The organism is Streptomyces sp. NPDC054786 (assembly GCF_053611685.1).
Window position 1 is genome coordinate 62,840 of record NZ_JBSHAW010000039.1, and the last position, 26,010, is coordinate 88,849.

The following is a 26,010-nucleotide window of genomic DNA, read 5'->3' on the forward strand; positions in this document are numbered from 1 at the left end:
AAGCGCACCGGCCAGGGGCCGCACTCAGGACGCCGACTGCTTCTCCACCCGGATCACGATGTCCAAAACCGTGCGCATGTCCTTCATCTCCTCTTCAGGCAGCTCGACTCCGAAGCGCTCCTCCGCCACGACGATGACCTCGGCCATCGCGAGCGAGTCCACATCCAGCTCCTCGACCAAGGACTTCTCCTCGGTCACCTCGGCCGGCACCACGCCGGACACCTCGTGCAGGATCTCGGCGAGTTGAGCAACGATCTCTTCGCGGGTCGGGACGGTCATGACGGTCACCTCTCTGGGGAGTTCGGGGTGGTGCTGGTGGAGGGCGCGGCCCCGGGGCCGCGGTGCGGGTGCGGCGCACGCGGCGGCCCGCGGCGGGCTGCGGCACCTCGGCGGGGGGCGGCGACATCGAGGAGCAACGTGCTCCGGCGCGGCATCCGAATCCCCCGTGACATAAGAGTCATTGTTTTGACTATGCTTGACTACTCTAGTCAACTGGAGGTCCGATAGGTTGTCAACGACTGTCTATCAAGACCAAGCCAGGACAATGCTTCTGAGTTATGTTCAGTGACTCTGAAGTCGAGAATGAGTCAGACGGAGGAACCGCATGAGCGGTCTGCTCGACGGAAAGCAGCTGGTCATCACCGGTGTGATCACCGAAAGCTCGATCGCCTACGCGGTGGCACGGCTCGCCCAGGAAGAGGGCGCCAAGATCGTTCTCACCGCCTACGGGCGGCCGAGTCTGGTGGCCCGGCTCGCCCGGCGGCTGCCGGAAGTGCCCCCCGTCGTGGAGCTGGACGTCACGGACGAAGAGCAGCTCAGCACCCTCGCCGACCGGGTCGGCGAGCACCTCGACGGCCTCGACGGCGTACTGCACTCCGTCGCCAACGCCCCCGCCGACTGCCTGGACGGCGGCTTCCTGACCGCACCGTGGCGCGATGTGTCCGCCGCCCTGCACACCTCGACGTACTCCCTGGTGGCGCTGACCATGGCCTGCCGGCCGCTGCTCCGCCCCGGCTCCTCCGTCGTCGGCGTCGACTTCGACGCCTCCCGCGCCTGGCCCGGCTACGACTGGATGGGCGTCGCCAAGGCGGGACTTGAGGCCTGCTCCCGCTATCTGGCGCGCGACCTGGGCGGGCAGGGCATACGGGCCAACCTCGTCGCGGCCGGCCCGCTGCGCACTCTGGCCGCGCGCGGTATCGGCGGTGACGGGCCGTCCTTCGAGAAGAGCTGGGCGACCCGCGCCCCGCTCGGCTGGGATCCGCAGGACGCCGGGCCGGTCGCCCGTACCTGTGTGGCGCTGCTGTCGGACTGGCTGCCCGCCACCACCGGCGAGATCGTGCACGCGGACGGCGGGCACCACATGGTCGGCGACTGAGCGGCGATGACGGAGAGAGCGGCGGCGCCCACGACCCTTTGCTGCGGCCCGTACGCCATCGAGCGGAAGCGGATCGCCGCCTTCGCCGCCGCGCTCGGCGACCCCCACCCCGCGTACACGGATCCGGCCGCCGCCCGCGCCCTCGGCCACCCGGACATCGTCGCCCCGCCCACCTACCTGGCCACCCTCGCCACCGACGCCGAGGACCAACTCCTCGCCGCCCAACCGGATTTCCCGACCACCGAGGGCGCCGTGCACCGCGCGCAGACGCTGCGCCACGCCCGCCCCGCACACGCCGGCGACACCCTGCACGCGACCGTGCGCCTTGCCGCCGCCACCCTCGCCGGCCGCCCACTCCTCACCCTCGACTGCGAGTTCCGCGACGAGGGCGGCGCCTGGGTGGCCACCACCACGTCCACGCTGCTGTGCCCGGCCACCACACCGTGGCCCACCCGGCGCCCGCTCGACACCACGGGATCGGAGCACCCATGACCGACACCATCGCCCCTCCGGTCGCCGCCGCCCGGCTCGTCGACGGCACCGCTGCCCCGCTCGGCGGCACCGGCCGCCTCGACGGCCCGACGCTCGGCCGCCGGATACGGACCACCGCACACGCCTTACGGCAGCTCGGCCTCCGCACCGGCGACCGGGTCCTGGTGCAGGGTGACAACAGCGTCGACTATGTCGTCACGCTGCTGGCCCTGATGCAGCTGGACACCTCCCTCATCCCGCTCGACCACCGGGTCTCCGCGGCCGACGCCGCCGCGGCCGGCCGTCAGGCCCAGGCCCGTTGGCTGGTCACCGCCGCCGACCGCGCCACCGGCTTCCCCGGCATCCCCGACCGGCGCGTCATCCACTACCCCCGGCCGGCCACCGATGCCCCGCCGCCGCCCGCCGCCGTCGATCTGGCGCCCTGGTTCCGCCGCCCCGACGCCCTCGTCCTGTGGTCCTCCGGCACCACCGGGCGGCCCAAGGGCATCATCAAGCCCGGCAGGGCCGTCCTCGACAACTCACTGCGCACCATCCAGGCCATGGGCTACCGGGAGGACGACGTCCTCGCACCCCTGCTGCCCTTCTCACACCAGTACGGGCTCTCCGTCATCCTGCTGTGGTGGCTGGCCCGTTGCACCCTGCTGGTCACCCCCTACCAGCGGCTCGACGCGGCCGTCGGCCAGGCCGCGGCGCACGGCGCCACCGCCGTGGACGCCGCCCCGTCCACGTATCACTCGCTCCTCGGCGTGGTGCGCCGCCGCCCGGAGGTACGCGCCGGACTCGCGGGCGTACGGCTCTGGGGTGTGGGCGGTGCACCGCTGCCCGCCCCACTGGCCGAGACCTTCCACACGACAATGGGCCGCCCACTCCTGGACGGCTACGGTCTGACGGAACTCGGCAATGTCGCACTGGCAACCCCCGACGCACCGCACGGCTGCGGGCGTCCGCTGCCCGGCGTACGGCTGCGCGTCATGCGCCCCGACGGCACGGCTGCCCGCCCCGGCGAGCTCGGCGGCATCGAGGTGCGCTCCCCCGGACTGATGGCCGGCTACCTCCAGGAGGACGGCTCGCTCACACCGGTCGACCCGGACAGCTGGTATCCGACGGCCGACCTGGGCAGCGTCGACGCCGACGGCACCGTGCGGGTGGTGGGCCGCAATCAGGCCGTGCACCGGCTGGGCTTCACGCTCTACCCCGAGAGCCTGGAACGCCGTGCCGAGGCCGGTGGCCGGCCGGTGAAGGTACTGGCGGTCGAGGACCAACGCCGTGGCAGTGCACTGCACTTCGTGGTCGCCGACCCCGAGGGTGCGGCCCCGCTCACCTGGCGCCGGCGGCTCGCCGAGCACCTGGCGGAGTATGAACAGCCCAATGCGGTCCATGTCGTCGACCACTTCCCGCTCACTGCCAACGGAAAGCCCGACACGCGTGCGCTGCGTGCGGAGCTCGGGCTGGAGCTGGGAGGGGGTCCGGGGACCGGCGCCCCGGTCGGGGGCTGAGCGGTAGAACTCCGGGCGTATCGCGGGTGGTTCAAGTCTGTGGGTGTTCCGGCATCTCCGGGTGGTTCACGTCTGCGGATGTTTCACGTGGAACATGTCGTCCCGCGCTTCGTCGTCCTCTTGCGCTTCGTCATCGGCTTGCGCTTCGTCATCGGCTTGCGCTTCGTCGCCGACGACGGCGTCGCCCTCTGTGTTGACGTCGGGCTCGGGCCTCTGCATCGAAGCCTGGCTCACGCCTCGGCGTTGGCGTCCGGGTCCGTATCGCGTGGATCAGATCCGGATACCTCGGTGGACCGGATCCCCATGCATCCGGTGGATCGCGTCTGCACGCTGCCGGTGGATCACAAGTGCGCGCTTCCTGCGGAGCACCTCTGCGTGCTCCTGGTGGAATCCGTTGGCGTCCGGTCTCCTGGGCGCGGAGCTGTCACGCGCCGTTTCGCCCCTTTTCAGGGCCGGTGGGGCCGGCTGCACAGCGGCTGCCGACCGTTCAGACGACGCGAGCGGTGTGCGCATGACGACGGGCCGCCGGGACGGCCGCTGCGCGTGCGTCTGCCTCGGCACCGCTGTCCGGCGTGGCCCCGGCACCGCTGTCCGGCGCGGGCACGGCCGAGTCGGCGAGCTCGTCGGCCATCAGCTGCGCGGTGCGGGTGCGGCTGCGGCTGCGCAGACCGGGCGAGGTTCCATGTGCCTCGGCGCTGATGCGCTGCTTGATCGTCGGCGGCAGCTCGGGCCGGGCGAACATCCGCCGGGCGGGCTCGGCTTGGCCGAACAGCGGTACGGCGCGCGGCGCGGGCACGGCAGGGGTCCCTGTTGTCCCTGGCCCAGGGTCCGGTGCGGCGCAGTGCGCCGCCTCCGGGGCCTCGGCACCCGGTGCGTCGGTGCCCGCGTTCCCGTTGCCCAGGGTCCGCTCGTACAGTGCGGCATCCCGGCGCGCGGCCGATGCCGCCGCGGAGACACCCAGTGACGCCAGCAGCTTGCCCAGCATGGCAAGGCACACCGCCCAGAACTTCATGACCTTGGTCGCAGCCATGGCCCCTCACTTTCGATCGAGGATCTCCCCGAGAGATCCGTTGCGTCCACTTCGGTGGTGTTTCCTCTGTTGCTTCGCTTCAGTTGCGCCGCTTCCGGTGCACCGCTTAGATGGCGTCGCTTCTGTTGCGTTTTCTTATGATGAGTACGCAATGGGAAGATTCACGGACCGACGCCCCGGGATCGGCGTTCTTCCGATGAACACCACCCGTACGCAGTAGCCAGAGCCGTCGGACGGCAGGCCGGCGACGGGTCGCAGACCGCGGTCAGGCGATCGGTTGATGCCGTTCCGAACGGGACGGGCGAGGTCCCACCGGGTGCGTGGGTGAGGCTTTGTCCCGCTCAGGCCGGTGCCAGCTCCCCCGTGCGCGCCATCTCCGCCATCATGCGAACGGCCTCGGGCTCGGGGGTGTCGGGCGGGATGATCAGCAGGTCCCAGCGGCCGTGGCCGGGGGAGACCAGGCAGACGGTGTCCGGGCCGGGGCGGCCGGTGGTTCTGCGGAGGCGGACGACATGGCCCTCGACGAGGATCCGGGCGGGCAGGGCGGGCCAGGGCGCGCCGTTCACCGTGGCGTGCGAGATCCGGGGCCAGTCGAAGGGCAGGGCGGCCAGCAGCTCGGGGAGTTCGGCCAGCAGGTCGGGCGAGTGGGGCCACCAGACACCGTCGATGCACCGCACCGTATCGGTGTGCGGGGCGATGGTCAGACGGGCGACGGGGGGTGGCGCGTGATGCGGGGGAGGGCCGCCGGCGGTGGTCATGCGGTGCTCCTGGTGCGGCGGGCCGCCACCCGTGCGGGATCGGGCCAGCGCACGTCCCGGACCCAGCCGAGGCGTTCGAAGAGCCGGATCACGGTGGCGGACACATCGAGCTGACCGCGGTCGACGCCGTGCCGGGCGCAGGTCGGGTCGGCGTGGTGCAGGTTGTGCCAGCTCTCGCCGAACGAGAGCAGGGCCAGCGGCCACAGGTTGGTCGCCCGGTCGTGGCGCCGGGTGCGGAACGGCCGCTCACCGATGACATGGCAGAGCGAATTGACGCTCCAGGTGACGTGGTGCAGCAGCGCGATCCGGATGAACCCCGCCCACAGCAGGGCGGTCAGCGCGGTGACCCAGGAGCCACCGAGCGCCCAGCCCAGCCCGAACGGCAGCCCGAGCGTGAGCAGACACAGCAGGGGGAACGCCCGGTCGACCGCGCGGATCCCGGGGTCGGCGAGCAGATCGGGCGCAAAGCGGCGGTGCGAGGTGGGGTCGTTGCCGAACAGCCAGCCGATGTGCGAGTACACCAGCCCGCGCAGCTGACCGCGCAGGCTGGTGCCGTAGCGATAGGGGGAGTGCGGATCGCCGGGCCGGTCGGTGTACGCGTGGTGGCGACGGTGGGTGGCGACCCAGTCGATGACATCGCCCTGGAAACTGAGCGAACCCGCGAGGGCGAGCGCGACGCGCAGTGCGGGGGTGGCGGTATAGCTGCCGTGGGTGAGGCCGCGGTGGAAGCCGACGGTGACGCCCAGGCCGCTGATGACATAGAAGACGGCCAGCAGAACGAGGTCGGTGAGGTGTACGACGCTGCCCCACAGGAGGGGGATCGCGACGGCCAGGCCGACGAACGGGGCGACGACGATGATGCCGGTCACCGTGACGTACATACGGCGGCCGCTGGTCGGCGGGGGCTCGGCGGTGCTCTCGGGGAACGGCGAGGTGCCGTCATAGTCCGGTGCGGGCGGGAAATCGCGGGCGGCGGACGTCACGGGTCGTCACCCGCCTTCCCCGGGGGCGGCGGTGGGCCGGGCACCGGCGTTCCGGGGTGGGCATCGTCGTGCGGCCGCTTGTGCTTCCGCTGCCGTATCGACTGCTTCCAGTCCGCGTACCGGTGGCCGGCCATCCGTCCGGCTCCCTGGGCATTGACCCGGGCGATGAACAGCGCCCCCAGCGCGACCAGCGCCAGCAGCACGACCACGGTCCACAGAGTCTGCATGGTGCTCACCTCACCGAATGCCGGGCGTCCCTCGGCATCCTTCGGTTCCGGTGTTTCCAAGGTACCCCGCGGTGGGCCTGTACATCCCGTTGTGGGCGGTTATGGGCAGGAGGCGCACCCGGGGAGGCGGGACGGCGGGCGGGCGGTGCGGGCGGCCGCCGCCGGGGGCTCCCATGGCTCCCTCCAGGCGTTGCCTGCACTCCGGGCGAGCCTCAAAATCTACAGAAGTGTAGAAGTAAGGAGACGAGAGTCTGCGGCGTCCGGCTGCCGCGCGCGGACCACCGCCCGGATCCGGCCGCTCAGTAGGATGCCCCGACGTCCCGGCCACCGGGACGCCCGGCGCGGCGGGAGGCGACGGCATGGGCGGGAAGTCCTTCGGGAGCTTCGGCGGCTCCGGACGGGAGCGTGCCCGCAGGCGGGGGCAGGGCCAGCTGGAGGCCCAGGTGCTGGCCGCGCTGCACCGCTCGCCGGGACCGGCCACCGCCGCCTGGGTGCAGGAACGGCTCGGCGGTGACCTCGCGTACACGACCGTGATGACGATCCTGTCCCGGCTGCACGCCAAGCGGGCCGTCACCCGCGAGCGGTCCGGCCGCGCCTACGTCTGGACCCCGGCCGCCGACGAGGCCGGGCTCGCCGCACTGCGGATGCGCCGCGTCCTGGACGGCGAACCGGACCGGGACGCCGTGCTGACCAGCTTCGTCTCCGCGCTCTCTGCGCATGACGAGCAGTTGCTGCGCACCCTCCTCGACCGCGACGCGGCCGCCGGCGCCGGGACGACCGGCGCCCCCATGACCGCCGAGGACCCGGCCCGCGCCGAGGAGCCCGGCGCAGCCCCGGCCCCCGGACGGCACCATCCCTCGGACGAAGCACGCGGAGGCTGACCGGTGGGTGTCTTCGTCTTCCTGCCGCTCGTCCTGCCGCTCACCGCGCTGCCGATCGCCCGGCTCGCGGAGCAGCACCTCCACCCGCGCGCCACCACCCGTCTGCTGACCCTGCTCGCCGCGGTCCTCGGCCTGTGCAACACGCTCTGCCTGGGTCTGCTGGTGGTCGTCGGCACCGCCCAACTGCGCGGCAATCCACTGCCCGACGGCTGGTCGGACCCCGAGGTGCGGGCCGCCGTCCCGTCCGCCGAGGTCGCCGGCGTCGCCGCGATCCCCCTGTTGGCCGCCGCGCTCATCGTGTGCGGCGCCACGCTGCGCCGGCACCGCCGCATCCGGGCCCGTACCCACCGTGCGCTGGACGTGCTGCCGGCCGGCACCGGCCCCGTCGTGCTGCCGGACGACGAGCCCTACGCCTACGCCGTGCCCGGCACCCCGGCCCGCCCCGGACGGCCCGCCAGGCCCGGCCGGATCGCGGTCTCCCGCGGCATGCTGCGCAGCCTGGACGGCGACGAGCGGCGCGCCCTGTTCGCCCATGAGCGCGCGCATCTGCGCTGCCGCCACCATCGCTATCTGCTCGCCGTACGCCTGGCCGGCTGCGTCAACCCGCTGCTGCTGCCGCTGCGTTCCGCGGTCGCCTTCGCCACCGAGCGCTGGGCGGACGAGGAGGCGGCGCAGGTGGTCGGCGACCGGCGGCTGACGGCGCGTGCGGTGGGCAAGGCGGCGCTGGTCACGCGGCCCGCGCCGGCAGCGGGGCCGGCGCACTTCGCGGCGCCCGAACCCGGGCCGGTGCCGCGCCGGGTGGCGGCACTGCTCGGGCCCGTGCCGCCGGCCCGCCACTGGCCGCCGGCGCTGACCCCGGCCGGTCTGGCGGCCCTGGTCGCCGCGGCGGGCACGGCCGCCTCCGCGGTCTCCGCGCTCAACGCGGCGGTAGCGCTGTTCGTTGTTCTGAAGGCAGCAACGCCGCTCTAGGGGCACACTGACCCTTGACCCTCACCGGGCACGCACCGCGCACCGCGCGGTGACCGCCCCATACCAGGCAACTTCTACAACACTGTAGATCTTCCCGGTAGAGTGGCGCGCACATGCGCAACAGGCGTGGCCGGAGGGGGAGATGGCAACGAGGTGCGGACTCCTGACCTGGGACTGCCCGCCTCCAGAGGCGGAGGTGCGATGGGTCTATCAGCCGGTGGAGGTCCAATACCCGGACGGCCGGTGGACGTTGGGCCGCATCAACGCCTGGTGGACGGACGGGGCGGGCGAGTTGTGGTGCCGGCTGCGCACCCTGCCCGGCAGCGCGTGTCCGCAGTGGCTGCGTTACGACCCCGAGTCCATCCTGCTGCTGCCCAGCACCGGCATCTGACCCGCCACCTCCCGCCGGCACCGCCGGCCGCCGCTGCCGCCCCCTCCCCCGTAACGCCCCACCAGCATCAGAAGGACCAGAAGGGCCATCGGCGTGCATGACAGGCAGACGCACCAGCAGACGGCCCGACGGGGCAGCGGCGGCGCATCCGGATCGTCCCGTACCACCGGCGACGCCTCCCGCGCGTCCGGCGGCTCCCGCGCGTCCGGCACCCGCTCGCGCCGCAAACCGTCCGGCGGCTCCCGCAGATCCGGCGACGGCTCCGGCCGGGCGGGCGGTACGGGCACGCTGCGGATGACCCGCCGCGGCCGCATCCTCGCCTGGACCGGCGGCGCGCTCGGCGTGCTGCTGCTCGGCACGACCGGCGTCGGGGCGTGGGTCTACCAGCACCTGGACGGCAATATCCACGGCGCGGACATCGGGGTCGACGGCGCCCGGCCGGTCAATCTCAGCCCCGGCTCCAAGAACATCCTGGTCGTCGGCTCCGACAGCCGCGCGGGCGCCAACGCCAAGTACGGCAAGGGCCTGACCACTATGCAGTCGGACACCCTGATGGTGCTGCACATCGCCGCCAACCGTAAGTGGGCGACCGCGCTGTCCTTCCCCCGGGACTCCTGGGTGCAGATCCCCGCCTGCACCCGCGGCAACGGCTCGAAGTCGTCCCCGCACCACTTCAAGATCAACGAGGCGTTCTCGATCGGCGGTGACTCCGGCGAGATCGGCAAGGCCGCGGCCTGCACCATCAAGACCGTCGAGAAGAACACCGGGCTGCGCATCGACCACTTCACCTCGGTCGACTTCCAGGGCTTCAAGGGCATGGTCAACGCGCTGGGCGGCATAGAGGTCTGCCCCCAGCACGCCATCCATGACAAGAAGGCCCATCTCGACATGGACGCGGGCTGTCAGAACGTCCGGGACGAGAAGGCGCTCGGCTACGTCCGCACCCGCTACAGCGTCGGCGACGGCTCCGACCTCGGCCGCATCGGCCGCCAGCAGGAGTTCATGAAGGCGCTGGGCGCCAAGGCCCAGTCCAAGCTCACCAGCCCCGGCGAGCTCTACGACTTCCTGGACTCGGCCACCAAGTCCATCACCACCGACAAGGACCTGGCCGGCCTCAAGCCGCTCTACGACCTGGCCTCGACCGTCAAGGACATCCCCACCGACCGCCTCACCTTCCTGACCGTCCCCAACTACTATCGCGAGGCCGACGTCCCCACCGACAAGGCCAATGTGGTCTGGCAGTATCCGCAGGCCGGTCAGCTCTTCAGCGACCTCGCGCACGACCGCGAGATCGGCGCCGCCGGAAAGAAGAAGCTCGCCGAGGCCGCCAAGAACCCGGTGACCGCGCACTCCGTGCAGGTCCGCGTCCTCAACGGCACCGGCGCCCCCGGCCGGGCCGCCTCCGCCGCCGACCAGCTGCGCAAGCTCGGCTTCACGGTCACCGGCACCGGCAACGCCCCGGCGACGGACAAGACCACCGTCACCTACCCGGCCGCGCTCAAGACGCAGAGCGAGGTGCTCGCCTCCCGCCTCCCCGGCACCAAGGCCACGGAGTCGGCCGGGGCGGCGCCGGGCGCCGTGACGCTGACGATCGGGCCGGACTTCCCGGCGGACATGCCCTGAGGAACCGCGTCGGCCCGGCGCGCTGCGTCCTGCCGACGTGTGCGTACCACTCTGCCTACTGCTGCGGCCCGCGCCGCGCTCCGTGCCGAGGCGGCGTGCCCTCCGTCATGCCGACAGGGGCCCGTCCACGATCTGCCGGACGGGCCCCGACGGCCCGGGTCCCTCAGGCGTGCAGGCGTTCCACCGGCCGGGCCGTGTGCACCTCGATGTCGTGCGCGGCGCGCTGCAGCAGCTGATGGCTGAGGTCCGACATCGCACGGGCCACCGCCAGCTCGTCCCCGATGGCCGGGACGTTCTCGTCGGCGGGGTTACAGCGAGCCGCTCCCTGGCCGACCAGCTGCCCGCCCTCCTTGCCACGCAGCCTGGCCTCGGCCCGGACCTCGCTGTCGGTCTCGGTGATGCTGATCTCGGCGTTCCATGTCTTCGTGCCAGTCACCGGAAGCCTCCTCGTCCGCCCCATAAACAGCACATGAACCGCCCCCACGAAAATCCTCGCACCGGCGTCCGCGGGCCGCACCTGGGGCCCGCCACACCTCGATCCGGGGGTTTTCCTCATGGTGGAGCCGCCTCACGCCGCCCTAGCCTCGTCGTAGCGGGGAACCGGGCGGCGGGCGCCCCCTCGCCTCACCAACTACCGAGCTTTCCGGGGGATTTCATGCGCAAGCGCGTCCGCTTCATCGGGATCGTCGCGATGTCCGCCATCGGGTCAGTGGGCATCAGCGCATGCGGACTGCTGCCCGGGAAGACCTTCAGAGACGACGCCGTGGTGTCGAAGAAGATCACGGCCGTCCGGCTGGACAGCACCTCGGGCGGCCTCACGGTGCACGGCGGCAAGGGCGGCGGCAAGGTCTCGGTCCACCGCTCGGTGACGTACCACGGCGACCGGCCCAAGGGGGCCACCCACCGGGTCGAGGACGGTGTGCTGGTGCTGACCGGCTGCGGCAAGAACTGCTCGGTGGACTACACCGTCGAGCTGCCTGCGGGCATCCCGGTCAGCGGCGAGACCTCGTCCGGCTCGGTGGATCTGACCGAGGTGGGCCCGGTGAAGGTGACGACCAGCTCCGGCACCATCGACCTGGACGGCGTGGCCGGCACGGTCGACGCACGGACCTCCAACGGCCGGATCACCGGACGCGGCCTGTCCGGCAAGCGCATCGCGGCAGAGACCTCCAACGGGGCGATCGATCTCACCCCGGCTCTCGCCCAGAGCGTCCGGGCGAAGACGTCCAACGGCGGCATCACCCTGCGGCTGCCGAAGGGGCCGTACCGGGTGGCCGCGGAGACCAGCAACGGCGCCAAGCACATAGGTGTCGCCCAGGACCCGGCGGGACGCTTCCACCTGGACCTGACCACCAGCAACGGGGACATCACCGCACGCCCCGCCTGATGCCGTGGCATCGGGCGGGGCCGGGGACGGCCGAGCGGGCCCGGTCGCCGGGCCCCGGCCGCCTGCCGACCGGGGCGGGACGGACCCCGCCCCCGGCGTCAGTCCTCCCCCTCCAGCTCCCCTTCGGTCTCCAGGAACGCCTGCCGCAGGGCCGCCAGCGTGTCGGCGTCCGGCTTCTCCCACATCCCGCGGGATTCGGCCTCCAGGAGGCGTTCGGCGATGCCGTGCAGGGCCCAGGGGTTGGCCTCCTGCAGGAAGTCGCGGTTCTCGGGGTCGAGGACGTAGGTCTGGGCGAGCTTGTCGTACATCCAGTCGGCGATCACGCCCGTGGTGGCGTCGTAGCCGAACAAGTAGTCCACGGTCGCGGCGAGTTCGAAGGCGCCCTTGTAGCCGTGGCGGCGCATCGCCTCGATCCAGCGGGGGTTGACCACCCGGGCGCGGAAGACCCGGGAGGTCTCCTCGACGAGGGTGCGGGTGCGGACCGTCTCCGGACGGGTGGAGTCACCGATGTACGCCTCCGGGGCCTTGCCCTTGAGCGCCTTGACGGTGGCGACCATGCCGCCGTGGTACTGGAAGTAGTCGTCGGAGTCCGCGATGTCGTGCTCGCGGGTATCGGTGTTCTTGGCGGCGACCGCGATGCGCTTGTAGGCGGTCTCCATCTCGTCCCGGGCCGGCCGGCCTTCGAGACCGCGGCCGTAGGCGTAACCGCCCCAGACGGTGTAGACCTCGGCGAGGTCGGCGTCGGTGCGCCAGTCGCGGGAGTCGATCAGCTGGAGCAGGCCCGCGCCGTACGTCCCGGGGCGGGAGCCGAAGATGCGGGTGGTGGCGCGCCGCTCGTCGCCGTGCTCGGCCAGGTCGGCCTGGGCGTGGGCGCGTACGAAGTTGGACTCCGCGGGCTCGTCCAGGCCGGCGGCGAGCCGTACTGCGTCGTCGAGCAGGCCGATGACGTGCGGGAAGGCGTCGCGGAAGAAGCCGGAGATGCGCAGGGTGACATCGATACGGGGGCGGCCGAGCTCGGCGAGGGCGATGGGCTCCAGGCCGTTGACCCGGCGCGAGGCGTCGTCCCATACGGGGCGGACCCCCAGCAGGGCGAGGGCCTCGGCGACATCGTCGCCGCTGGTCCGCATCGCGCTGGTGCCCCACAGGGACAGACCGACCGACTGCGGCCAGTCGCCGTTGTCGGTGCGGTAACGCTCCAGCAGGGAGTCGGCGAGGGCCTGGCCGGTCTCCCAGGCGAGGCGGGAGGGGACGGCCTTGGGGTCGACGGAGTAGAAGTTACGGCCCGTCGGCAGGACGTTGACCAGACCGCGCAGCGGGGAGCCGGAGGGACCGGCCGGAACGAAACCGCCGTTCAGCGCGTGCACCGCGTGGTCGATCTCGTCGGTGGTGGCGGCGAGGCGCGGGACGACCTGGCGGGCGGCGAAGTCGAGGATGTCGGCGACCGCGGCCGGGTGCCCCTCGGCGGTCCCGGCCACCGCCGCCGGGTCCCAGTCCGCGTCCTCCATCGCCTGGACCAGCGCGCGGGCCGTGGCCTCGGCCTCGTCGGCGGTCGTCCGGGTCGCGGCGGACTCGTCGAGACCGAGCGCCTCACGCAGACCGGGCAGGGCGGACGTACCGCCCCAGATCTGCCGGGCGCGGAGGATGGAGAGGACGAGGTTGACGCGGGCCTCGCCGGCCGGTGCGCCGCCCAGGACGTGCAGACCGTCGCGGATCTGGGCGTCCTTGACCTCGCACAGCCAGCCGTCGACGTGCAGCAGGAAGTCGTCGAAGCCCTCGTCGTCCGGGCGGGCCTCCAGGCCCAGGTCGTGGTCGAGCTTGGCGGCCTGGATCAGCGTCCAGATCTGGGCGCGGATCGCGGGCAGCTTGGCCGGGTCCATGGCGGAGATGGCCGCGTACTCGTCGAGCAGCTGCTCCAGGCGCGCGATATCGCCGTAGGACTCGGCGCGGGCCATCGGCGGGACGAGGTGGTCGACGAGGGTGGCGTGGACCCGGCGCTTGGCCTGGGTGCCCTCGCCCGGGTCGTTGACCAGGAAGGGGTAGACGAGCGGGAGATCGCCGAGGGCGGCGTCCGGGCCGCAGGCCGCGGACAGCCCGGCGTTCTTGCCGGGCAGCCACTCCAGGTTGCCGTGCTTGCCCAGGTGGACCATGGCGTCCGCGCCGAATCCGCCGTCGTCGGCCGAGGCCGCGATCCAGCGGTACGCCGCCAAGTAGTGGTGCGAGGGCGGCAGATCGGGGTCGTGGTAGATCGCGATCGGGTTCTCGCCGAAGCCGCGCGGCGGCTGGATGAGGATGAGGAGATTGCCGCGGCGCAGGGCGGCCAGCACGATGTCGCCGTCGGGGTTGCGGCTGCGGTCGACGAACATCTCGCCGGGCGGCGGCCCCCAGTGCTGCTCGACGGAGTCCCGCAGTTCCTGCGGGAGCGTGGCGTACCAGCGCTTGTAGTCGGCGGCCGGGATACGGACCGGGTTGCGGGCGAGCTGCTCCTCGGTCAGCCACTCCTGGTCGTGGCCGCCGGCCTCGATGAGGGCGTAGATCAGCTCGTCGCCGTCGCCGGACACGAGGCCGGGAACCTCTTCGGTGCCGAAGTCATAGCCGTCGGCCTGCAGACGGCGCAGCAGCGCGACGGCGCTGGCGGGGGTGTCCAGGCCGACCGCGTTGCCGATCCGGGAGTGCTTGGTCGGGTACGCGGACAGCACCAGGGCGAGGCGCTTCTCGGCGGCCGGGATGTGGCGCAGCCGGGCGTGCCGGACGGCGATGCCGGCGACCCGGGCGGCGCGCTCGGCGTCGGCCACGTACACCGGCAGACCGTCCTCGTCGACCTCCTTGAAGGAGAACGGAACGGTGATCAGCCGGCCGTCGAACTCGGGGACGGCGATCTGCGAGGCGGCGTCCAGCGGCGACAGCCCCTCGTCGCTCTCCTCCCAGGCGCTGCGCGGCCCGGTCAGGCACAGGGCCTGGAGGATCGGTACGTCGAGGGCGGCCAGCGCGCCCGCGTCCCAGGACTCGTCATCGCCGCCGGCGGAGGCCTCCGCGGGCTTGCTGCCGCCCGCGGCGAGGACCGTGGTGACCAGGGCGTCGGCGGCCCGCAGCTCCTCGATCAGCTCCGGCTCGGGGGCGCGGAGGGAGGCGACGAAGAGGGGGCGGGCACGGCCGCCCGCCGCCTCGATCTGCTCGCACAGGGTCCGTACGAAGCCGGTGTTGCCGCTCATGTGGTGGGCGCGGTAGTAGAGCACGGCGATCAGCGGGCCGGTCTCGTTGCGGGCTTCCCACTCCAGCGGGCCCCAGCTGGGGGCGGGCGCGGGCGGCTCGAAGCCATGGCCGGTCAGCAGCACCGTGTCGGAGAGGAAGCGGGCGAGCTGGCCGAGGTTGGCGGGCCCGCCGTGCGCGAGGTAGGCGTGCGCCTCGGCCGCGATGCCGACCGGGACCGTGGACTGCTCCATGAGCTGGGCGTCGGGGGCCTGTTCACCGGTGAGCACGACGACCGGCCGGTGCTGGTCCTCGGCGAGCAGCACCTCCAGGCCCTCCTCCCAGGCGCGGATGCCCCCGAGGAGGCGCACGACGACGAGGTCGCAGCCCTCCAGCAGCGCGGGCAGCTCGGCGACGTCGAGACGGGCGGGGTTGGCGAGCCGGTACGGCACGGGACCCGTGGCCGCGCGGGCACTGAGCAGGTCGGTGTCGGAGGTCGACAGCAGCAGAAGCATGCGAGCGCAGGCCTTCCTCGGGGTGTCCGCGCCCCGGGTGGTCGTAAGGACGGCGGGAGTTCCTGGCTCGCCCGGCAGGCCGGGTTCACAGTGGCGGGACCGCGCCGGATTCTCACCGGGCTTCCTCCCTAGGGCCGTAGGACCCTGCGCCGTCGCTGGCGTCCGGCGGGCCAGCCGACCCACCGACCTGCATAGTAAGGGCTGTGGCCGGGCGAGGTAAGCGGGCCTCCCGGCAGGCCGCGGCGGGACGGGGGCGTGCACACGGCGGGCCGGGTGCATGGCCGGATCCGGCCCGGATCGGCGCCCACCTCCGTGGGTATGCTCGCGGCCATGCCGCCCTCCCCCTCGACACGGCCGCAGGCCGCCGCACCGCCTCTGCGCGACCGCGGTGACGCCTGCCCGGGAGCGCTGCGGCTGCATACGGCCGCCGACGGCAATCTCGCCCGCATCCGGGTACCCGCCGGGGATTTGACGGCCCGTCAGGCAAATGTCCTGGCCGACGCCGCTGAGCTGCTCGGCGACGGCCATCTCTCCCTCACCTCCCGCGGCAACGCCGAGCTCCGCGGACTTGCGGAGGGCTGCGGCGCCCGGCTCGCCGGTCTGCTGCGCGACGCCGGTCTGCTGCCCTCCGAGCGCCACGAACGCATCCGCAACATCCTCGCCTCCCCGCTGGCCGGACTGGACCGGCACACCCCTTCTGACGTGCGACGGTGGGCCCGTGAGCTGGACGCACTGCTCTGTGCGAGCGAGTCGGCGACCGCCCTCTCCGGCCGTTTCCTGTTCGTTGTGGACGACGGACGGGGCGATGTGGCGTCGCTCGGCGGAGATGTGAGCTTGCTCGCAGAACCGGACGGGGACCGGACCGGCCCGGCGGGCAGCGCCCTGCTGCGGATCGGCGACGATCCGGCGGCGCTGCGGATCGCCGGCCCGGACGTACCGCGCGCCGCGCTCGCCGCCGCCGAGGCCTTCCTGACCGCCGCCGGGGCGAGCGGCAGCGGCGCCTGGCGGGTCCGCGAACTCCCGGACGGGCACGGGCTGAGCGCCCTGGACGTGGCCGACGCGCTGCGGTCGGCGGGCATCGGGGCCGCGTACGTGCCCGAGGCTCCCGCACCCGGAACCCGCACCTCCCCGCCGTATGCGGACTCCTCCGCCCCCGGCATCGTCGAGGGCCCCGACGGCGACCGGGCGCTCTCGGTCCTGGCGCCGCTGGGCCGGCTGTCGGTGGCCCAATGGCGGCTGCTGACCGCGATCGCCGCCGACGACGGCGCCGGCGCACTGCGCCTCACCCCGTGGCGCGGCATCGTCCTGCCCGGACTGCCGGCCGCCGCGGCACCCGGCCGGCTGGCGGAGCTCACCACCGCCGGACTGATCACCGACCCGGCCTCCCCCTGGCGCCGCCTGGGCGCCTGTACGGGCCGCCCCGGCTGTGCCAAGTCCCTCACCGACGTACGCGCCGACGCCACGGCCGCCGTCGCCACCGGCCCGGCCGTCCCGGACAACGCGCCCACCGGCCTCGCTCCCGAGGGTCTCCCCGTGTACTGGTCCGGCTGCGCACGCCGCTGCGGTCACCCGCACGGCACCTGGGTCGACGTGCTGGCCACGGCGGAGGGCTACCGGGTAGCACTGGTACGGCCGGACACCGCACCGCCCGCCGCACGCACCGCGGCGGCCCCGCCCCCGGCTCCATGAACCGCCCCGAAGCCCCATGCCCCACCCCATGAATCACCCGAGCCCCCCGAGCCCTCCCGCACCCGACAACCCCGAGGCCACAGTGACCGCGTTCGACTACGAGAAGGACGGTGCGGCGATCTACCGCCAGTCCTTCGCCACCATCCGCGCCGAGGCGGACCTCGCCGGGCTGCCCGCCGACGTCAGCCAGGTCGCGGTCCGGATGATCCACGCCTGCGGCATGGTCGACCTGGTACGCGATCTGGCCTTCACCCCCGACGTGGTGGCAGCCGCCCGCAAGGCGCTGCACGCCGGTGCGCCGATCCTCTGCGACGCCAACATGGTCGCCAGCGGCGTCACCCGTAAGCGGCTGCCGGCCGGCAACGAGGTGCTGTGCACCCTCGCCGACCCGTCGGTCGCGGACCTGGCCGCCCGGATGGGGACCACCCGCAGCGCCGCGGCCCTGGAGCTGTGGCGGGACCGGCTGGAAGGCGCCGTGGTCGCGTTCGGCAACGCCCCCACCGCCCTCTTCCGGTTCCTCGAAATGATCGAGGAAGGCGCGCCCCGCCCGGCCGCCGTCATCGGCATACCCGTGGGCTTCATCGGCGCCGCCGAGTCCAAGGACGCGCTGATCGCCCATCCGTCGAAGCTGGACCACATCGTGGTGCGCGGACGCCGGGGCGGCAGCGCCATGGCCGCGGCCGCGATCAACGCCATGGCAAGCGAGGAAGAGTAAGCGTGAGCGAGCAGCAGGCAACCGGTGACGGCAGCGTCGCGACGACGGCCGGCCCCGGCCGCCTTTACGGGGTCGGCCTCGGCCCCGGCGACCCGTCCCTCATGACGGTCCGGGCGGTCGACGTCATCGCCGGCGCCGACGTCATCGCGTACCACAGCGCCCGGCACGGACGCTCGATCGCGCGCTCCATCGCCGCCGGGCATCTGCGCGCCGACCACATCGAGGAGGCGCTGGTCTACCCGGTCACCACCGAGTCGACCGACCACCCCGGCGGCTACCGGGGCGCCCTGGACGAGTTCTACGAGTCCGCGGCCGCCCGCCTCGCCGTCCACCTCGACGCCGGCCGCACCGTCGCCGTCATCTCCGAGGGCGACCCGCTCTTCTACGGCTCCTACCAGCACATGCACAAGCGGCTGGCCCACCGCTACCCGACCGAGGTCATCCCCGGCGTCACCTCCATCAGCGCCGCCGCGGCCCGCCTGGGCAGGCCGCTCGCCGAGGCCGACGAGGTCCTGACGATCCTCCCCGGCACGCTCCCGGAGGAGGAACTGACCGCCCGTCTGGCCTCGACCGACACCGCCGTCGTCATGAAGCTCGGCCGCACCTTCCCCACCGTCCGCCGCGCCATGGAACGCTCCGGCCGCCTGCCTGAGGCCCACTACGTCGAGCGCGCCACCATGCCCGGCGAGCGCACGCGGAAGCTGGCGGACATCGACGCGGAGACGGTCCCGTACTTCTCCGTCAGCGTCGTGCCGAGCCGCATCGCCGACGTGCCGCCGTCGGCGATGGCCACCCGCGCCGAGGCTGAGGTGGCCGCGCCGCCCGGCAGCACCCGCGAGTCCACGTCGGCCGACGGTCCCGGCGAGGTAGCCGCATCGCCGGACAGCACCGACGAGTTCGCCGCATCGCCGGACAGCACCGACGAGTTGGCCGCATCACTCGACGAGCCCGGCGAGCCGGCCGAGTCACCCGACGCTCCCGGCGAAGTGGTCGTCGTCGGCACCGGCCCGGCAGGCCCGCTCTGGCTGACCCCTGAGTCCCGCGGCGCCCTGGCCGCCGCCGAAGACCTCGTCGGCTACACCACCTACCTGGACCGCGTCCCGGTACGTCCCGGCCAGCGCCGCCACGCCTCCGACAACAAGGTCGAGTCCGAACGCGCCGAACTCGCCCTCGACCTGGCCCGGCGCGGCCGTCGGGTGGCCGTGGTCTCCGGCGGCGACCCGGGCATCTTCGCCATGGCCACCGCCGTTCTGGAGGTCGCCTCCCAGGACCCGTACCGCGCCATCCCCGTACGCGTCCTCCCGGGCGTCACCGCCGCCAACGCCGCCGCCGCCCGCGCCGGCGCCCCCCTCGGCCACGACTACGCGGTCATCTCCCTCTCCGACCGCCTCAAGCCCTGGGAAGTCATCGCCGAACGCCTCCACGCGGCCGCGGGCGCCGATCTGGCCCTGGCCCTGTACAACCCCGGCTCCCGCAGCCGTACATGGCAGGTCGGCAAGGCCCGCGAACTCCTCCTGGAACACCGCGCCCCCGACACCCCGGTCATCCTCGCCCGCGACATCGGCGGCCCCGGGGAGTCCGTCCGCACGGTGCACCTGGCCGACCTGGACCCGCTCCAGGTCGACATGCGCACCCTCCTGATCGTCGGCTCGTCCCAGACCCAGGCGGTACGGCGCGACGACGGGACCGAGGTCGTGTGGACGCCGCGGAGGTATCCGGAGGGGTGAGCCGGGGCTTTCCGAGCCGTGCCGGCCTCAGCGAGTAAGGGATGCATCCCCCTGCCCACGGATCTCAGACCTCCGAAGAGACCGTGATGAGGATCAGGCCCGAGAGTCCCGTCACCGCCCGGATCGAGTCCGCGAACACCTCGGTCGTCCATGCGGCCACATCCGTGGACCACTCGCGCACGCCGCAGCGGAAGGCGAGCGCCCGGCGCAAGCCCTCGGCCTGCACCTCCCCGGCGAGAGGACCGGCGAGCCCCGGAGTCGTCGTGCCGGCGGGCTTGAAGACCTCCACCGTCATGTGCTGATACGTGCGTTCAAGTGCCGCTTCGCGGATCTCGGCGGCCCGCGCGGCGAGGTTGGCCGACGGCAGGGCGGACACGGTGACCGTCAGCGAGGCCGCGCCGGACGGGTCGGCGAGGGCGAACCAGTCGGCCACTTCGGCGAGTTCGATGCGGGCGTCCCCGGCGCGGTGCAGCGGCACGAGGGCGTGGGTGCCGGTGAGGCGGATGGTGCCGACGCGGCGCAGCGCGTCCGAGAGGACCGTGATGACGGGCAGGATCGGGAGGCGGCGGGCGCGCTGCTTCTTGCCCGGGGTGTTCACGGGCCGGGGAAGCGACGACTGCAGCCAGGCCAGCTGACGGACCTGGCCGTCCTGCGTCCAGTCGCCGTCCGCGTCGTTGTGGTCCCAGAGGTTGTCGGCGGGCTTGTCCGTAAGGGCGGTGGAACTCCAGGCGTAGGCGGACGCCCGCTTCACGGCGAGGCTGAAGACGTCCTCGTCGAGGTCGAACTCGGCGCTCACCCGGTCGATCCAGGGATACCGGTCCAGTACCCCGTGCAGTCCCACGATGAGGGTGGCGCCCGGACCGGTATCACTCATGGTCGTACTCCTGGATCAAGCGGATGGAAGGGCAGAACTAGAGAATCAGACGCCGCACTTGACCGTGACCGGCTTCGTGTAGGCCTTCTCCGGCGAGTCGGCCACGCCGATGAGGTCAACGTCGATCATGGTGCGCCACTGGTGCTTGCTGCTGTTCGCGCACTTCTTGCGCGCGACGACCCGACGGGCGCTGCCGCCGTTGCCGGACTTGAGGTTCTTCGCGTTCTTGGCGACCGAGTGCCACGTCCTGCCGGACTTCATCTGCAGCCAGATGGTGACCTTGGCCTTGGTACCGGGGCCGCTGACGTGGGTCCACCAGGCGTGGGCGGACGCCGTGCGCGGCGGGGTGCTCGAAATGTGCACGCGGTCGCCGTTGGTGATGAAGACGCCGGGGCCGTTCGCGGTTGCCGGCGCGGCCAGCACGGGAGCCGGCGCGGGGGCCGGCGCGGCCGGCGCGGCCATCGCGGGGGCGACGGAGCCGCCGAGCAGTGCGGTGGCCAGGGCCGCCGACGTTATGAGGGTGCGCATGCGCATGGTGTGGTGTCCTCCGTTGGTCATGATTCCGTGTGCGCGGGATGTGCCGACGGTGGACGGATCTGACGCATTCATGTCATATCGGACATGCCATACCCGCGCCGGTCAAGCGCAGGCGTGTGACATGACGTCAGCCCCGATAGAGCATCCCCGTGATCCCCGTTCCCCCGTGGGCGGCCGGCAAGATCAATGCCGTCCGCGCACCGGCAGGCTACTGGGGAGTAGACAGTGGCGCAATCGCATTACGTGCCGTCAGCAAACCGATCGCCTCCACGGCTTGCCCGCCTCCCGTTGCCCTCAGCCCAGTTGGTTCACCTTGACGGTGGCTATGAACGCCGACCACGCCTCGGCCGGGAAGAGCAGCACGCCGCCGGTCGGGTTCTTGCTGTCACGGACGGGGACGGCGCCGGGGAAGCCGTCGGAGATCTCGATACAGTTGGCGTCGCCGCCATTGCTGTAGCTGCTCTTGCGCCACGCGAGGGCGGCCGGGTTCGGGATCGTCTTCACGGTCTGCTGTCCTCCAGTAGCTGCTTGACGAATGCGACGGAGTCCGGCGGAGTGAGCGCCATGTCCCGCAAGCAATCGTAGGACAGGCGTAGTTGGCTGATTTCGGTCGCATCTTCAATCAAGGAACCGGACTTGTTGCCTTCGAGGTAGGCAACAGCCGTGCCGTCCGCCATCCACAGCAGCGACAGAGAACCCCCTATGAGGTCGTGCAGTCCGGCAGCGAACGGCAGCACTTGGATCGTGATGTGGGGCAACTCGGAAGCACTGACCAGGCGAGAAAGCTGATCGCGCCAAACAGCGGTGTCAGCCGGAGGGCGCATGAAGGCAGACTCATCGAGGATCACCCGGACGCTGGGCGGCGGCGAAGAACGCAGCAGGTCCTGCCTGCCCATGCGGACCGCTACAGACTCCTCCAGCTCATCGGCGGGCACCGGCATCGGCGCCGAGGAAAGTACGAGCCGGGCGTAATCCTCGGTCTGCAGCAGGCCAGGAATCCCCAACATGAACTTGTGCATGATCGCGGCCTTCGCCTCGTACTTCATGAACAGCTTGTAGCGGTCCGCGAAAGCTTCCAGCCGCGCCAACCCCCACAGCCGCACCAGCAGCCCTCCCGTGCCGTAGACCCGGTCCAGCGCTTCCATGACCGGCAGCTTGGAGAGGCGTTCGCCGGTCTCCAGGCGGTGCAGGTAGGTGCGGTCGTAGTTGGTCTCCTCGGCGAGCTGGGCCAGTGATTTGCCCGACGCTTCCCTTAACCGCTGGAGTTCGCAGGCGAGGACCCAGCGGGCCGAGCCCTCGCCCTCCTCGGAATTCTTTTCGAGCATTCCCCGATCCCCTTGTTGTCCTGTTCCGACGGCAACGCCAACTCCCTTTCGGCAGCGCCCCGTTGTGACGACTCTAGGACCGTGAACGGGCTTTTGCAGCCCAGTCAGGATCCGAACGGAGAAGAGGAAACATGGGAATGGCGGAGCGCGGCCCGGCGGCCGGGAAGCTCAGGGACGCGGAACAGGCGTGCGGCGAGCTGCGGACGGCGCTGAAGGGGGCGGGCATCACCCTTCCGTCGCTGGCCGTGGACCCGGTCTCGCTGGCGGATCACTTTCCGCGGCCGCTCGTGGAGCTGGGCCGGTGTACCCCGGAGGTCGCACGGCGGCTAGCGGATGCGGTGCGGAAATGCGCCCCGTGAGCGAGGACAAGGGTGATTCCACGACCGTCCGCGATCCGAGCGGCGACGAGCCAGGCGACGAGCCAGAGGAATCCGTAACGCCGCGAAGAATGAGCCGAAGCCGCGAAGAATTAGCGAAAAGGGTCCGCGAGGCCAATCACTTCAGTGTGAATTGGCCTCGCTGAAAAGGCGGCGGATCCAGTGCACGGCCTCGTCCGGGTCCACCGCCACCGGCACCCCCTCCGGCACCGGCGGCCGCCGTACGACCACCACCGGCACCCCCGCCTCCCGCGCCGCCGTCAGCTTGGCGGCGGTGGCGGCGGCACCGCTGTCCTTCGTCACGAGGACGTCGATGCGGTGTTCCCGGAGCAGTTCCCGCTCGCCGTCCAGGGTGAACGGGCCCCGGTCGAGAAGAGTGGTCATCCGCGGCGGATACGGCGGCTCGGGCGCGTCCACCGAGCGGACGAGGAACCACAGGCCGGTGAGGTGGGCGAAGTGGGCCAGGCCCATCCGGCCCGTGGTGAGGAAGATGCGGGTGCCGAGGGCGGGGAGGGCGGCGGCGGCCTCGTCCAGGGAGGTGACCTGGTGCCAGGTGTCGCCGGGTCCCGGTACCCAGCCGGGCCTGCGGAGGGCGAGCAGGGGAACATGGGCGGTGGCGGCGGCCAGGGCCGCATGGTGACTGATCGTGTCGGCGAAAGGATGGGTGGCGTCGATGAGTGCGTCCACCGCGTGTTCGCGCAGCCAGCGGGCTTGGCCCTCGGGGCCGCCGAACCCGCCGATGCGTACCTCCCCGGCGGGCAGCCGGGGCGCGGCGACCCGGCCGGCGAGCGAGGTCGTCACGCGCAGGGACGGCTCCGGTGCCAGCGCGGCGGCCAGGCGGCGGGCCTCCGTCGTACCGCCGAGGATCAGTACGTGGCGTGGCGGGCGAGCTGCGTCGGGCATGGGATGTGGGTTCCTCCGTGGCTGAAGCGCAACCGCAGGGTACGGGCAAGGCAACGGGCGGGCGTAGCGCGCAGCTCGCGCACACCGGGCTGCGGCCCGGCTGGACGACCGGCGCCTGTGCGACGGCGGCGAGCACAGCCGCGTACACGGCGCTGCTGAGCGGCGCGTTCCCTGATCCGGTGACGATCACGCTGCCGAAGGGGCAGACGCCGTCCTTCGCCCTGGCGGTGGAGGAGCTGGCACCGGGGCGGACGGCCGCCACGGCGGGAGTGGTGAAGGACGCCGGCGACGATCCGGATGTGACGCACGGAGCGCTCGTCCGGGCCACCGTGCGGGCGCTGCCCGCCGGGTCGGGGGTCGTCTTCAAGGCCGGGCCGGGGGTCGGGACCGTGACCCGGCCAGGGCTGCCGCTGGAGGTGGGGGAGCCCGCGGTCAATCCCGTACCGCGGCAGATGATGCGGGAGCACCTGGCCGAGGTCGCCCGGCGATATGGCGGTGGTACCGGGGCGGCGGCCGACGTCGAGGTCGAGATCTCCGTCGATCACGGGGAGGAGATCGCCCGGAGTACCTGGAATCCGCGGCTGGGGATTCTGGGCGGGCTGTCGATCCTGGGGACCACCGGGATCGTGGTGCCGTACTCCTGCTCGGCCTGGATCGACTCCATCCGGCGGGGTGTGGACGTGGCGCGGGCGGCGGGGCGGCGGCATGTGGCCGGGTGTACGGGATCGACGTCGGAGAAGGCCGCCGTCGCGCTGCACCACCTGCCCGAGGATGCGCTGCTGGACATGGGGGATTTCGCGGGGGCGGTGCTGAAGTACATCCGGCGCCATCCGGTGGAGCGGCTGACCATCTGCGGCGGATTCGCCAAGCTGTCCAAGCTGGCGGCCGGGCATCTGGATCTGCACTCCGCGCGGTCCCAGGTCGACAAGGGGTTCCTGGCCGAGCTGGCCCGGCGGGGCGGGGCGGACGAGGCGCTGGCGGAGGCGGTGGCACAGGCCAACACGGGCCTGGCGGCGCTGCAGTTGTGTGCCGCGGCGGGCGTCCCGCTGGGGGATCTGGTGGCGGCGACGGCGCGTGACGAGTCGCTGGCCGTGCTGCGGGGCGCGCCCGTCGCGGTCGATGTCATCTGTATCGACCGCGCGGGGATGGTGGTGGGGCGGGCGGAGCCGCGGGGTCCGGGGGACGCCCGTCAGGGGGGCGCGCTCCGGTGAACGGCTCCGCCGCCTCCGCACCTGTCAGTTGCGGAACCCGCGACCGAGCCGGTTGGCCGCGCAGTCGTTGCCGCGGCCGGTGATCCTTCCCAGCGCCGTCCCGAGGGCACAGGTGGTCAGCTGCAGCGGGTTGTCGCGGAACCTCCCCGGGCGGTTGAAGCCGCCTTCCCGGCGGTTGTAGCGGTCCATCAGGGCGGGCCGGTCGTTCATCCGGGGCGGGGTGTCGTGCATCCATGGCGAGCTGTCGTGCGTCTGTCCCGGGGTGTCCTTGGCCTGCGCGACGTGGTCCGTGCCGTCGGCTCCGGCGACGTTGCCGCCGAAAAGTGTCAGCAGGGCTGCGGCGGCGACCACACCGGCGGCCAGTCTGGTACGCATCGTGGCGTACTCCTTTGCTTCGGCCCCCCTTGGGTGTCGCAGCTTCCTTACCGGCCCCGGGGAGTCGAGTAACGGACATTCACCCCGATGCGGTCATATGGTCAGCCGGACGGTCCCGGAGGGGCTGCCGGCAGGCCGTCGGCGGGACGCGCGCGGCCCCTGTGCGTACATTTACCTTTTTGCGGTACACCAGGACGCCTTTCGCGTCGAAAATTACCGAAAGCGCGACCACGCCAGGACCGGCCGATTCCCATGCCGCCGGTGCGCAGGAAATGCCTACATCTCACATCATCTCGCTCACCTGGCGTTCGGCGAACCGTACCCGCAGATATACCCGAAACGGGCTTATGAAAGGGATTCCCCCAGGCAGTCGGCCCGCGGCTGCCGTACGACAATTCGTCGGGCAGAAGCAGCCAAAGCCGCACGTCAGGCGATTATTGCGTCGAATTGCCCACCGGATAAAAACCCGGCCGATAAGTTGCCGGGCGGCCCATTGGCGTGGTTGCATCCTGCCAGCACACGGGTCGTCACCATGCACGCATCTTTTCCGCGTCAGGAGACCCTGGAACGGCCGGATTTGCTTTACCGGCAATTCCGCCCGGGTGAGTTCAGAACCCACAGCAGTGAAGGGAAGAGCGCGCCATGCGTAAGGGCTTCACCCCTGAGATCGACGCCTGCGAGATCTCCGACAGCGAGCTGGACAACATTTCCGGTGGCCTCGCCGGCGCCGGTGCCGGGGTCGCCGGGCACGGCGCCGCCGTGAACGTCGGCGATGTCGTCGGGACCGCCGAGTCCCTCGTGTCCTCCACGCCCGTCGGACAGCTCGCCGGTCTGGCCACCATGCACACCACCAGCGGCTGAGCGCCGGCCCTCGCCGCCGGCACCGAGGTCAGCGGCGAGGAGGGCGTGACGGCCAGGAGCATGAATCGGCCCACCGGTACCCGCGCGTACCGGTGGCGCCGGC

General features: G+C 72.2%; 28 protein-coding genes and 1 riboswitch. Of the genes, 14 read left to right on the forward strand and 14 right to left on the reverse strand.

Features of this window, described 5'->3' with window-relative positions:
• Positions 1-24 precede the first annotated feature (24 nt).
• The gene (locus tag ACWGI6_RS29040; protein WP_453270255.1) at positions 25-279 is read right to left on the reverse strand and encodes an acyl carrier protein; all 255 of its coding nucleotides are present in this window, start codon (positions 277-279) and stop codon (positions 25-27) included.
• A 325-nt stretch (positions 280-604) separates the two neighbouring features.
• Here ACWGI6_RS29040 and fabI point away from each other — a divergent pair, with 325 nt between their 5' ends.
• The 3 genes from fabI to ACWGI6_RS29055 are packed head-to-tail and all read left to right on the forward strand — an operon-like array spanning position 605 to position 3,363.
• Entirely contained in the window at positions 605-1,375 is a 771-nt protein-coding gene (gene fabI / locus ACWGI6_RS29045; protein ID WP_453270256.1) for an enoyl-ACP reductase FabI, read from the forward strand.
• 6 nt (positions 1,376-1,381) lie between these two features.
• On the forward strand, positions 1,382-1,867 hold the full coding sequence (locus ACWGI6_RS29050) for a MaoC family dehydratase (RefSeq protein ID WP_453270257.1): 486 nt from the start codon (positions 1,382-1,384) through the stop codon (positions 1,865-1,867).
• Positions 1,864-3,363 carry a class I adenylate-forming enzyme family protein gene (locus ACWGI6_RS29055; RefSeq protein WP_453270258.1) on the forward strand — a complete coding sequence of 500 codons (1,500 nt, stop codon included), beginning with the start codon at positions 1,864-1,866 and terminating at the stop codon, positions 3,361-3,363. Before ACWGI6_RS29050 ends, ACWGI6_RS29055 begins: the two co-directional genes overlap by 4 nt.
• Before the next feature lie 66 nt (positions 3,364-3,429).
• Here the strand turns inward: ACWGI6_RS29055 and ACWGI6_RS29060 are convergent, their stop codons facing one another.
• From ACWGI6_RS29060 to ACWGI6_RS29080, 5 genes are all read right to left on the reverse strand, one after another.
• Positions 3,430-3,597: a hypothetical protein gene (locus tag ACWGI6_RS29060; RefSeq protein WP_453270259.1), complete on the reverse strand. Its 168-nt coding sequence runs from the start codon at positions 3,595-3,597 to the stop codon at positions 3,430-3,432.
• Positions 3,598-3,850: 253 nt separating this feature from the next.
• On the reverse strand, positions 3,851-4,393 hold the full coding sequence (locus ACWGI6_RS29065; RefSeq protein ID WP_453270260.1) for a DUF6344 domain-containing protein: 543 nt from the start codon (positions 4,391-4,393) through the stop codon (positions 3,851-3,853).
• A gap of 341 nt (positions 4,394-4,734) precedes the next feature.
• Positions 4,735-5,151, reverse strand: coding sequence for a DUF5994 family protein (locus ACWGI6_RS29070; protein WP_453270261.1), 417 nt, complete (start codon positions 5,149-5,151; stop codon positions 4,735-4,737).
• Entirely contained in the window at positions 5,148-6,134 is a 987-nt protein-coding gene (locus ACWGI6_RS29075) for an acyl-CoA desaturase (RefSeq protein ID WP_453270262.1), read from the reverse strand. The genes ACWGI6_RS29070 and ACWGI6_RS29075 overlap by 4 nt, the downstream gene beginning before the upstream one ends.
• Entirely contained in the window at positions 6,131-6,361 is a 231-nt protein-coding gene (locus tag ACWGI6_RS29080; protein ID WP_453270263.1) for a hypothetical protein, read from the reverse strand. The genes ACWGI6_RS29075 and ACWGI6_RS29080 overlap by 4 nt, the downstream gene beginning before the upstream one ends.
• A gap of 359 nt (positions 6,362-6,720) precedes the next feature.
• Here ACWGI6_RS29080 and ACWGI6_RS29085 point away from each other — a divergent pair, with 359 nt between their 5' ends.
• From ACWGI6_RS29085 to ACWGI6_RS29100, 4 genes are all read left to right on the forward strand, one after another.
• On the forward strand, positions 6,721-7,242 hold the full coding sequence (locus ACWGI6_RS29085) for a BlaI/MecI/CopY family transcriptional regulator (RefSeq protein WP_453270264.1): 522 nt from the start codon (positions 6,721-6,723) through the stop codon (positions 7,240-7,242).
• Positions 7,243-7,245: 3 nt separating this feature from the next.
• Positions 7,246-8,211 carry a M56 family metallopeptidase gene (locus tag ACWGI6_RS29090; RefSeq protein WP_453270265.1) on the forward strand — a complete coding sequence of 322 codons (966 nt, stop codon included), beginning with the start codon at positions 7,246-7,248 and terminating at the stop codon, positions 8,209-8,211.
• 142 nt (positions 8,212-8,353) lie between these two features.
• The gene (locus ACWGI6_RS29095) at positions 8,354-8,602 is read left to right on the forward strand and encodes a hypothetical protein (protein ID WP_393908410.1); all 249 of its coding nucleotides are present in this window, start codon (positions 8,354-8,356) and stop codon (positions 8,600-8,602) included.
• A gap of 294 nt (positions 8,603-8,896) precedes the next feature.
• On the forward strand, positions 8,897-10,225 hold the full coding sequence (locus ACWGI6_RS29100; protein WP_453270282.1) for an LCP family protein: 1,329 nt from the start codon (positions 8,897-8,899) through the stop codon (positions 10,223-10,225).
• 163 nt (positions 10,226-10,388) lie between these two features.
• Here the strand turns inward: ACWGI6_RS29100 and ACWGI6_RS29105 are convergent, their stop codons facing one another.
• Complete coding sequence (locus tag ACWGI6_RS29105) at positions 10,389-10,661, reverse strand: DUF1876 domain-containing protein (RefSeq protein ID WP_453270266.1); 273 nt, start codon at positions 10,659-10,661, stop codon at positions 10,389-10,391.
• A 219-nt stretch (positions 10,662-10,880) separates the two neighbouring features.
• Between ACWGI6_RS29105 and ACWGI6_RS29110 the strand changes: the two genes are divergently transcribed.
• The gene (locus ACWGI6_RS29110) at positions 10,881-11,612 is read left to right on the forward strand and encodes a DUF4097 family beta strand repeat-containing protein (protein ID WP_453270267.1); all 732 of its coding nucleotides are present in this window, start codon (positions 10,881-10,883) and stop codon (positions 11,610-11,612) included.
• Between the two features lie 98 nt (positions 11,613-11,710).
• Here ACWGI6_RS29110 and cobN read toward each other — a convergent pair whose 3' ends face one another.
• Positions 11,711-15,313, reverse strand: a complete 3,603-nt coding sequence (gene cobN, locus ACWGI6_RS29115) for a cobaltochelatase subunit CobN (RefSeq protein WP_453270268.1) — start codon at positions 15,311-15,313, stop codon at positions 11,711-11,713.
• Positions 15,314-15,351: 38 nt separating this feature from the next.
• Positions 15,352-15,511, reverse strand: a riboswitch (cobalamin riboswitch).
• 132 nt (positions 15,512-15,643) lie between these two features.
• Between cobN and cobG the strand changes: the two genes are divergently transcribed.
• The 3 genes from cobG to cobJ all read left to right on the forward strand — a co-directional run bounded on the left by cobG (position 15,644) and on the right by cobJ (position 19,444).
• Positions 15,644-17,002, forward strand: coding sequence for a precorrin-3B synthase (cobG, locus tag ACWGI6_RS29120; protein WP_453270269.1), 1,359 nt, complete (start codon positions 15,644-15,646; stop codon positions 17,000-17,002).
• 82 nt (positions 17,003-17,084) lie between these two features.
• Positions 17,085-17,717, forward strand: coding sequence for a precorrin-8X methylmutase (locus tag ACWGI6_RS29125; protein ID WP_453270283.1), 633 nt, complete (start codon positions 17,085-17,087; stop codon positions 17,715-17,717).
• A gap of 101 nt (positions 17,718-17,818) precedes the next feature.
• A complete protein-coding gene (cobJ, locus tag ACWGI6_RS29130; protein WP_453270284.1) occupies positions 17,819-19,444 on the forward strand; it encodes a precorrin-3B C(17)-methyltransferase in 1,626 nt (541 codons plus the stop codon).
• A gap of 64 nt (positions 19,445-19,508) precedes the next feature.
• Here the strand turns inward: cobJ and ACWGI6_RS29135 are convergent, their stop codons facing one another.
• The 4 genes from ACWGI6_RS29135 to ACWGI6_RS29150 all read right to left on the reverse strand — a co-directional run bounded on the left by ACWGI6_RS29135 (position 19,509) and on the right by ACWGI6_RS29150 (position 22,180).
• A complete protein-coding gene (locus ACWGI6_RS29135) occupies positions 19,509-20,318 on the reverse strand; it encodes a hypothetical protein (RefSeq protein ID WP_453270270.1) in 810 nt (269 codons plus the stop codon).
• A gap of 45 nt (positions 20,319-20,363) precedes the next feature.
• Entirely contained in the window at positions 20,364-20,846 is a 483-nt protein-coding gene (locus ACWGI6_RS29140) for a hypothetical protein (RefSeq protein ID WP_453270271.1), read from the reverse strand.
• Positions 20,847-21,149: 303 nt separating this feature from the next.
• Complete coding sequence (locus ACWGI6_RS29145; protein ID WP_453270272.1) at positions 21,150-21,359, reverse strand: DUF397 domain-containing protein; 210 nt, start codon at positions 21,357-21,359, stop codon at positions 21,150-21,152.
• On the reverse strand, positions 21,356-22,180 hold the full coding sequence (locus ACWGI6_RS29150) for a helix-turn-helix domain-containing protein (protein WP_453270273.1): 825 nt from the start codon (positions 22,178-22,180) through the stop codon (positions 21,356-21,358). Before ACWGI6_RS29150 ends, ACWGI6_RS29145 begins: the two co-directional genes overlap by 4 nt.
• A 131-nt stretch (positions 22,181-22,311) precedes the next feature.
• On the opposite strand from ACWGI6_RS29150, the gene ACWGI6_RS29155 reads away from it, so the two are divergent.
• Positions 22,312-22,539 carry a hypothetical protein gene (locus ACWGI6_RS29155; RefSeq protein WP_453270274.1) on the forward strand — a complete coding sequence of 76 codons (228 nt, stop codon included), beginning with the start codon at positions 22,312-22,314 and terminating at the stop codon, positions 22,537-22,539.
• Positions 22,540-22,680: 141 nt separating this feature from the next.
• Here the strand turns inward: ACWGI6_RS29155 and ACWGI6_RS29160 are convergent, their stop codons facing one another.
• The gene (locus ACWGI6_RS29160; protein WP_453270275.1) at positions 22,681-23,460 is read right to left on the reverse strand and encodes a cobalt-precorrin-6A reductase; all 780 of its coding nucleotides are present in this window, start codon (positions 23,458-23,460) and stop codon (positions 22,681-22,683) included.
• 17 nt (positions 23,461-23,477) lie between these two features.
• Between ACWGI6_RS29160 and ACWGI6_RS29165 the strand changes: the two genes are divergently transcribed.
• Positions 23,478-24,671, forward strand: a complete 1,194-nt coding sequence (locus tag ACWGI6_RS29165; RefSeq protein ID WP_453270276.1) for a cobalt-precorrin-5B (C(1))-methyltransferase — start codon at positions 23,478-23,480, stop codon at positions 24,669-24,671.
• 24 nt (positions 24,672-24,695) lie between these two features.
• Here ACWGI6_RS29165 and ACWGI6_RS29170 read toward each other — a convergent pair whose 3' ends face one another.
• Positions 24,696-25,046, reverse strand: coding sequence for a hypothetical protein (locus tag ACWGI6_RS29170; protein ID WP_453270277.1), 351 nt, complete (start codon positions 25,044-25,046; stop codon positions 24,696-24,698).
• A 642-nt stretch (positions 25,047-25,688) separates the two neighbouring features.
• Here ACWGI6_RS29170 and ACWGI6_RS29175 point away from each other — a divergent pair.
• Entirely contained in the window at positions 25,689-25,907 is a 219-nt protein-coding gene (locus ACWGI6_RS29175; RefSeq protein WP_453270278.1) for a hypothetical protein, read from the forward strand.
• The last annotated feature ends 103 nt before the right edge of the window (positions 25,908-26,010 follow it).

What these genes read in the sequence shown, in the direction of transcription:
- cobN (WP_453270268.1), bottom strand. Translation starts at nt 15,313, where the DNA reads ATGCTTCTGCTGCTGTCGACCTCCGACACCGACCTGCTCAGTGCCCGC.
- ACWGI6_RS29155 (WP_453270274.1), top strand. Translation starts at nt 22,312, where the DNA reads ATGGGAATGGCGGAGCGCGGCCCGGCGGCCGGGAAGCTCAGGGACGCG.
- ACWGI6_RS29110 (WP_453270267.1), top strand. Translation starts at nt 10,881, where the DNA reads ATGCGCAAGCGCGTCCGCTTCATCGGGATCGTCGCGATGTCCGCCATC.
- cobJ (WP_453270284.1), top strand. Translation starts at nt 17,819, where the DNA reads ATGACGGTCCGGGCGGTCGACGTCATCGCCGGCGCCGACGTCATCGCG.
- ACWGI6_RS29065 (WP_453270260.1), bottom strand. Translation starts at nt 4,393, where the DNA reads ATGGCTGCGACCAAGGTCATGAAGTTCTGGGCGGTGTGCCTTGCCATG.
- ACWGI6_RS29080 (WP_453270263.1), bottom strand. Translation starts at nt 6,361, where the DNA reads ATGCAGACTCTGTGGACCGTGGTCGTGCTGCTGGCGCTGGTCGCGCTG.
- ACWGI6_RS29040 (WP_453270255.1), bottom strand. Translation starts at nt 279, where the DNA reads ATGACCGTCCCGACCCGCGAAGAGATCGTTGCTCAACTCGCCGAGATC.
- ACWGI6_RS29100 (WP_453270282.1), top strand. Translation starts at nt 8,897, where the DNA reads ATGACCCGCCGCGGCCGCATCCTCGCCTGGACCGGCGGCGCGCTCGGC.
- ACWGI6_RS29160 (WP_453270275.1), bottom strand. Translation starts at nt 23,460, where the DNA reads ATGCCCGACGCAGCTCGCCCGCCACGCCACGTACTGATCCTCGGCGGT.
- ACWGI6_RS29170 (WP_453270277.1), bottom strand. Translation starts at nt 25,046, where the DNA reads ATGCGTACCAGACTGGCCGCCGGTGTGGTCGCCGCCGCAGCCCTGCTG.
- ACWGI6_RS29175 (WP_453270278.1), top strand. Translation starts at nt 25,689, where the DNA reads ATGCGTAAGGGCTTCACCCCTGAGATCGACGCCTGCGAGATCTCCGAC.
- cobG (WP_453270269.1), top strand. Translation starts at nt 15,644, where the DNA reads ATGCCGCCCTCCCCCTCGACACGGCCGCAGGCCGCCGCACCGCCTCTG.
- ACWGI6_RS29070 (WP_453270261.1), bottom strand. Translation starts at nt 5,151, where the DNA reads ATGACCACCGCCGGCGGCCCTCCCCCGCATCACGCGCCACCCCCCGTC.
- fabI (WP_453270256.1), top strand. Translation starts at nt 605, where the DNA reads ATGAGCGGTCTGCTCGACGGAAAGCAGCTGGTCATCACCGGTGTGATC.
- ACWGI6_RS29055 (WP_453270258.1), top strand. Translation starts at nt 1,864, where the DNA reads ATGACCGACACCATCGCCCCTCCGGTCGCCGCCGCCCGGCTCGTCGAC.
- ACWGI6_RS29050 (WP_453270257.1), top strand. Translation starts at nt 1,382, where the DNA reads ATGACGGAGAGAGCGGCGGCGCCCACGACCCTTTGCTGCGGCCCGTAC.
- ACWGI6_RS29140 (WP_453270271.1), bottom strand. Translation starts at nt 20,846, where the DNA reads ATGCGCACCCTCATAACGTCGGCGGCCCTGGCCACCGCACTGCTCGGC.
- ACWGI6_RS29085 (WP_453270264.1), top strand. Translation starts at nt 6,721, where the DNA reads ATGGGCGGGAAGTCCTTCGGGAGCTTCGGCGGCTCCGGACGGGAGCGT.
- ACWGI6_RS29135 (WP_453270270.1), bottom strand. Translation starts at nt 20,318, where the DNA reads ATGAGTGATACCGGTCCGGGCGCCACCCTCATCGTGGGACTGCACGGG.
- ACWGI6_RS29095 (WP_393908410.1), top strand. Translation starts at nt 8,354, where the DNA reads ATGGCAACGAGGTGCGGACTCCTGACCTGGGACTGCCCGCCTCCAGAG.
- ACWGI6_RS29150 (WP_453270273.1), bottom strand. Translation starts at nt 22,180, where the DNA reads ATGCTCGAAAAGAATTCCGAGGAGGGCGAGGGCTCGGCCCGCTGGGTC.